The 4,962-nt window shown below is 59.8% G+C and carries 5 protein-coding genes; 3 read left to right on the top strand and 2 right to left on the bottom strand.

Annotated elements, in window-relative coordinates; genetic code table 11:
• Positions 1–56: 56 nt before the first annotated feature.
• Positions 57–590 carry a hypothetical protein gene (locus ACFFAR_RS24565; protein WP_174363974.1) on the bottom strand — a complete coding sequence of 178 codons (534 nt, stop codon included), beginning with the start codon at positions 588–590 and terminating at the stop codon, positions 57–59.
• A gap of 170 nt (positions 591–760) precedes the next feature.
• Here ACFFAR_RS24565 and ACFFAR_RS24560 point away from each other — a divergent pair, with 170 nt between their 5' ends.
• From ACFFAR_RS24560 to ACFFAR_RS24550, 3 genes are all read left to right on the top strand, one after another.
• Entirely contained in the window at positions 761–991 is a 231-nt protein-coding gene (locus tag ACFFAR_RS24560; protein WP_375508615.1) for a MipA/OmpV family protein, read from the top strand.
• A 59-nt stretch (positions 992–1,050) separates the two neighbouring features.
• Positions 1,051–2,247: an SDR family oxidoreductase gene (locus ACFFAR_RS24555; protein ID WP_174363973.1), complete on the top strand. Its 1,197-nt coding sequence runs from the start codon at positions 1,051–1,053 to the stop codon at positions 2,245–2,247.
• 150 nt (positions 2,248–2,397) lie between these two features.
• Positions 2,398–3,138, top strand: coding sequence for an SDR family NAD(P)-dependent oxidoreductase (locus tag ACFFAR_RS24550; protein WP_174363972.1), 741 nt, complete (start codon positions 2,398–2,400; stop codon positions 3,136–3,138).
• 75 nt (positions 3,139–3,213) lie between these two features.
• Here ACFFAR_RS24550 and serA read toward each other — a convergent pair whose 3' ends face one another.
• Entirely contained in the window at positions 3,214–4,416 is a 1,203-nt protein-coding gene (serA, locus tag ACFFAR_RS24545) for a phosphoglycerate dehydrogenase (RefSeq protein ID WP_082779126.1), read from the bottom strand.
• Positions 4,417–4,962: the final 546 nt, after the last annotated feature.

The raw sequence follows: 4,962 nt of genomic DNA, 5'->3' as shown, positions 1-4,962 counted from the left end.
AATGCGCTCAATGTCGCCAAAACCGATTTCGCGCACGCCTCGCCTCCCTGCAGGCATCAGTCATCGGGCGTTTTGTACGGCAACGGTAGCCTGGAAGGCGTGGTCGTGGTGTTGTCGATAACCCGATCCACGTCCGCTGTCTTTTCCAGCTCGGACAGAAATTTGGCGGTATCGAATTGCTTCGATACACACCCTTGCACATAGATAAATCGCCGCTGCAGCGTGAGCCATAGCGTCGAATTTTCACGCCAGTGCACGGTCGCGTTGATTGCGTTCAGACGCCGTTGCACGGCTTCGGCAATCTCGCCATCGTATTGATACGCATTGGACAAGCGGCATCGCCCCTCCACCCAGCAACTATTGCCGCGCTCGATGCGGTAATGGGCATCGTCGAGCCATTCCTGGTCGGTCTGCAACGGACCTAAAGGCGCGGGGCAATGCGCAACAGCCGTAGATATCTGAAAGAACGGATCGTTACCGTGATTCGTGCGCGCACCCGCTGCGATCGCATTAGAGCCCGCAATTGGACTCGCGAACGCAAACAGAGTGCAACACATGGCGGACCGGATCAGTGCGTTTGATGGGTTCATCGGCGTGGGATCGAAACGGCAATATCGCAAGAATACGCGCGTGAGCAAGCTTCGCTGAAACACTTGCCGACACGCGAACACAAACCCGCACAAATCCCCGCAGATTCAAGACAGACGCGGGAGAGCCGCCTACCTACACTGCGGCTTCCTCTCCCTCGAACGCTCCCACTGTGCGCAAACGTCTGTCTCACCTTTGTCTTTCGACGCTCGGCCTGACCGGTGTCTCACTGGCGCACGCCGAGAACATCTATATGTTTTCGCTCGCCACCGTCTTCTCCCCACGATGGTCCGTGCACACCGAAGCTGGCGCAAGCCGTCTTATCGGCAATTCCGGCGACAGCCCGATCGTGCAGAAGAAGGTCAATTACTTCGCGATATCGGCGCTGACCTACCGCTATTGATCCCCCCTCGTTCCCGTCGATCCTATACGACCCTGTCCTGTTACCGAACGGAGCACACAATGTTCGCATGGCAAACCCCTCTCAACTACGCCTCCTATGCTTCCCGCACCTGGCCTGAACGCCCGGCGCCTCACAGACAGGCACGTCCAGCCGGTGTGGCCAGTCTTGTACTCACGGGGGCGACGGGTTTTATCGGCGGGAATGTGCTGGTTTCGCTGGTCAATGGCGGCTTGCTGGACCGCGTGGTGTGCCTCGTGCGTGCCGCCGACATCAGCGAGGCGATCGCGCGGCTACGCGCTTCAGCCGCGCGGTGCGGCTTGCCTCACGTACAAGCGGAGCGTTTGAGCGCGGCGAACGTGATCGTAGGCGAACTGGGCGGCGAGTTCTGCGGCGCCGATCTCGCGCGTCTTCGCGACGCATCTCATGTGATCAACTGCGCCGCAATGGCATCGTTCTCGAGCAACCCGCAAGTGCTCGATATCAACGTGCGCGACACGTTGCGCTTTGCATCGCGTTTCGATGGAAGCGCCGCGCTGCAACGCTTCCTGCACGTCAGCACCGCAATGGCATGCGGCACGCAATGCGGCGGCAACGTGCGGGAGTCGGCGTTTTCGCAGGCGGACGCGGGCCATCTCGTGCCCTACACGCAAAGCAAGCGGGACGCCGAACATCTGCTGCGCAGCAACTTTCCACGCCTGCCGCTGGTGGTCGCGCGGCCATCGATCGTGGTGGGGCATACCGTGCTGGGGACACTGCCGTCGGCGAGCATTTTCTGGGTGATGCGCGTGGTGCATGGCGCGCGCCGTTTCACCGCACGCGCCATGAGCCGGCTCGATGTCGTCTCCGGCGACGATTGCGCACGCGCGCTGATGCTGCTTGCCGTGAAGCCGACTCTGGCGTTCGACCTGTACCACGTGTCGGCGGGAACGGAAGCGCCGACTATCGGCAAGATCCTGATCGCGATGGACGAAGCCACCGGCATTCACGGCCGCCGCTACACCATTTGCGGCGAGCGCGATTTTCGCAAGATGGCGCGCGAGGTTGTCGGCCGCGAGAACTCGGCGAGCGGCCGGCTGATCGAACACGCGCTGCGGCTGTATGCCGGCTTTGCCGCGCTCGATTACACCTTCGACAACCATCGTCTGCGCGATGAAATCGGCTTCGAGCCATTGCCGTTCACCGACTATGTCAGCGAATGCGTGCGTACATCGCGGGGCGTCGGCATTGTCGAGCAGATGCGCTGGGACTTCAAATAAACGGTTCGCGCGGGACTGCGCCGCGATGACAGCTTCCTGCATGACCCGGCATGTGGAAGTGCTCCATGTAAGGACAACCATTCAAGCATGCTTGAGGTTACACGCATAGAATCGAATCACGTTCTTCGATACCAACCTCAAGGTGCTCCCATGACGCGTAAAAGTGCGATCGTAATTGGCGTAGGCGCGGAACTCGGCCTGGGTGCCGCGCTCTGCAAACTGATTGCGCAGCAGGATTATCACGTGTATGTCGCGGGCCGTTCGCTTGAAAAGCTCGACACCGTCGTGCGCGCGATTACGGTGAACGGGCATCACGCCGAGTCAGTCGTAACCGATGCAACATCGGAACCCGACGTCCTCAATCTCTTCGATAAAGCCATGGCGTCCCGCGAAGGAATTGAACCGCCGTCGCTCGTCATCTATAACGTCGGCAATAACAGGCGCGTCGACTTTTGCGATTTGAGCCTGGACGATTTCGAAAGCTTCATGCGCACCGGACCCGTGGGCGCATTCCTCGTGGGCCGGGAAGCGGCGCGCAGACTCGTACCGCTGGGACGCGGCACGGTGATCTTCACGGGTGCTTCAGCGAGCCTTCGCGGCAAGCCTGGCTTCGCTCACTTCTCGGCATCGAAAGCGGGCGTGCGCATGATCGCCCAAAGCATGGCGCGCGAATTCGGGCCGCTTGGATTGCACGTCGCGCATGTGGTGGTGGATGGGGGTATCGACGGTGAAAGGCTCAGGACTTCGCGTCCGCAAGCCGTTGCCGAACGTGGCGAGAATGGCTTGCTCAACGTCGATGCAATCGCCGAAACGTTCTGGGCCATTCACGCGCAACATCCGTCGGCATGGACGCAAGAAATCGATTTGCGGCCGTTCAAGGAATCGTTCTAGTCTCCGGGGCTGATCGCACATCATCAATTGCGGTCAGTTCCCGAACAAGCTCACCTCGTAGCTGGCCGAGCGCGGTTATTTCAACAGCAAGCGCGTTCGGATAAAGCCAGGCTCTTTCGAAAGCGCCTGGATCAATCCATTCGATGGCGCGCGGTCCAGATCCGTGACCACATATCCCGTTTCGCCCTGCGTTTGCAAATGCTGCGCGACAATATTGGCGCCCTCCGCCGCAAGCTTTGTGTTGAGCGTGGCGAGCGCGCCCGGCGCATTGCCGTGAACGTTGAGCAAACGCGCGGCTGCGTCGAGCGGTCCCGGATTCACGTGCGGGAAGTTGACGGCCCCGACCGTGTCGCCCGTGGTCAGAAACGAAATCAGCTTGGTCGCGACCTCCGTGCCGATATTCTCCTGCGCCTCCTCCGTGCTGCCGCCGACGTGCGGCGTGAGGATCACATTCGGCAAGCCCTGAAGCACGCTTTTGAATTCATCGGCGTTTGTTTTCGGCTCTTCCGGGAATACATCGATCGCCGCACCGCCCAGCCGCTTCGCGTTCAACGCTTGCGCGAGCGCTTCGATATCGACGACCGATCCGCGCGACGCGTTGATCAGGATTGCGCCGGGTTTGAAGCAGGCGATCGTCTCTGCATCGATCATGCAGTTGGTTTGCGCGGTCGCCGGCACATGGAGTGTGACGACGTCGGCTTGCGATACGGCGTCGGCCAACGATTGCGATGCACGCGCCGAGCCCAGCGACAAACGCGCCTGCACATCGTAATAAACCACGCGCATTCCCATGGCTTCGGCAAGCACGCCAACCTGCGAGCCGATGTTGCCGTAACCCACGATCGCGATGGTCTTGCCGCGCGTTTCGAACGACCCGCTTGCGCCCTTCGCCCACTTGCCCGCATGCGCCTGTACGCTTTTTTCCGGAACGCGGCGCAATAGCAGAATGGCTTCTGCAATAACCAGTTCCGCCACCGAACGCGTGTTCGAAAACGGCGCGTTGAACACCGGAATGCCTGCTTGTGCAGCGGCGTCCAGATCGACTTGCGACGTACCGATGCAAAAGCAGCCAATCGCAAGCAGATGACGCGCGGCATCGATTTCATCGCGCCGGAGATGCGTCGCCGATCGAATCCCGACAAGGTTGTGCGCCTGGAGCGCGCTCAGCAGCTCTGCGCCAGCAAGCGCGCCTGCGCGCCGCTCGACCTCGAGCTTTGACTCGCTGAAACGGGCAACCGCGGTGTCGTGGATATTTTCGAGTAGAAGTACAGAGGTCATGGAACGCTTTTGAGTCGGTGACCTGGGCGTTGTGGGCCCAGCAAGTGGCAAGAGTAGGCAAGGGCGCGCAAGTGGTGTCCCCGAACAAGTCAACGCCAAGCAATCGACGTCGAGTTCGATGTTACCGCTTGCAGCGCCCTAGCATTCGCCACCCTACTCGTGATATGGCCTTTATTTCAAGGCGTCACGCATACTTTGTTTGGCGATTCCTTGACTGATTGTTTTCTTGGGAAAACAATCAATTCGTTTGAAACGTCCTAATACTGTCGGGTATCGCACTAAACTGGGTTCTCACGCCACCAGAGGGAACCGTCAAAGCCATTACTCAGATTCGACCTTGTTGAAGGTCGCAGCAAGCAGGAAATCACGACCTCGCTCGATGCTGCGCTTCGTACGTCACCGGCGAGTTTTGAAGCCACGCGGTATGCTAATAACGTAGGTTTTCTTACGTAACCGCCCCAGAATCCATGTCGATGAATTCCATTGCCAGACGTGCATCGCGGACTTACGCCATGCCTGAGCGCAGCGACCGGCTCGACTTCTATA

The sequence above is a fragment of the uncultured Caballeronia sp. genome (assembly GCF_964243625.1).
GTDB lineage: Bacteria > Pseudomonadota > Gammaproteobacteria > Burkholderiales > Burkholderiaceae > Caballeronia.
Note: the sequence above shows the minus strand (reverse complement) of the source record. Positions and strands in the feature narration are given on the sequence as shown.

Coding starts and splice junctions, on each gene's coding strand:
- ACFFAR_RS24565 (WP_174363974.1), bottom strand. CDS start 590: ATGAACCCATCAAACGCACTGATCCGGTCCGCCATGTGTTGCACTCTG.
- ACFFAR_RS24555 (WP_174363973.1), top strand. CDS start 1,051: ATGTTCGCATGGCAAACCCCTCTCAACTACGCCTCCTATGCTTCCCGC.
- ACFFAR_RS24550 (WP_174363972.1), top strand. CDS start 2,398: ATGACGCGTAAAAGTGCGATCGTAATTGGCGTAGGCGCGGAACTCGGC.
- serA (WP_082779126.1), bottom strand. CDS start 4,416: ATGACCTCTGTACTTCTACTCGAAAATATCCACGACACCGCGGTTGCC.